The following is a 741-nucleotide window of genomic DNA, read 5'->3' as shown; positions in this document are numbered from 1 at the left end:
CTGGGACTCAACTCCAACCACCTTGCTTATGTGATTTACACCTCAGGCTCAACGGGTAATCCCAAAGGGGTTATGGTCACACAAGCTAATGTTGTTAACTTCTTATCCAGCATGCAAAGCAAACCTGGCATCAATAGTAGTGATTGCTTGTTAGCTGTTACATCAACATCATTCGATATCCACGGCTTGGAGTTATTTTTGCCATTGGCTGTGGGGGCAAAAACAGTTATTGCCTCAAAGAATGCGGTATCAGACAGTCATGCTTTGATAACGCTTATAAATAGATACTCAGTTAACCTGATGCAAGCCACTCCTGCTACCTGGAAAATGTTGGTTGATGGCCAATGGCAACCGACATCAGCTATAAAAGTACTTTGTGGCGGAGAAGCGTTGAGTGAATCGCTTGCTTCCAAACTAACAGCCTTTGATTCCACTGAGCTGTGGAACATGTATGGTCCAACAGAAACAACCATCTGGTCTTGTGTTAAGCAAGTGAGCGCGACAGATGGTCAAGTATCGATGGGACTACCTATTGCGAATACACAGGTTTATTTACTGAATGAACAATTACAGATAGCGCCAGAAGGAGCGCCAGCGGAATTGTTTATTGGTGGAGAGGGAGTAACCCGAGGTTATCTCAATAGGCCAGATTTAACAGCACAAGTGTTCATTGATAATCCGTTTTATGACAAATCCAACCCAGATAGCAGTGAGCGTTTGTATAAAACGGGCGATTTAGTG

1 protein-coding gene is annotated in these 741 nt (G+C 43.7%); it reads left to right on the top strand.

Annotated elements, in window-relative coordinates; translation table 11 throughout:
* A partial coding sequence (locus tag D1Z90_RS20860; RefSeq protein ID WP_158587211.1) for an AMP-binding protein occupies window positions 1–741 on the top strand: 741 nt, incomplete at both ends.

This window comes from Motilimonas pumila (assembly GCF_003596335.1).
Classification (GTDB): Bacteria; Pseudomonadota; Gammaproteobacteria; order Enterobacterales; family CBDFNC01; genus Motilimonas; species Motilimonas pumila.
The sequence above is the reverse complement of the archived record's forward strand: the minus strand, read 5'-3'. Positions and strand labels throughout refer to the sequence as shown.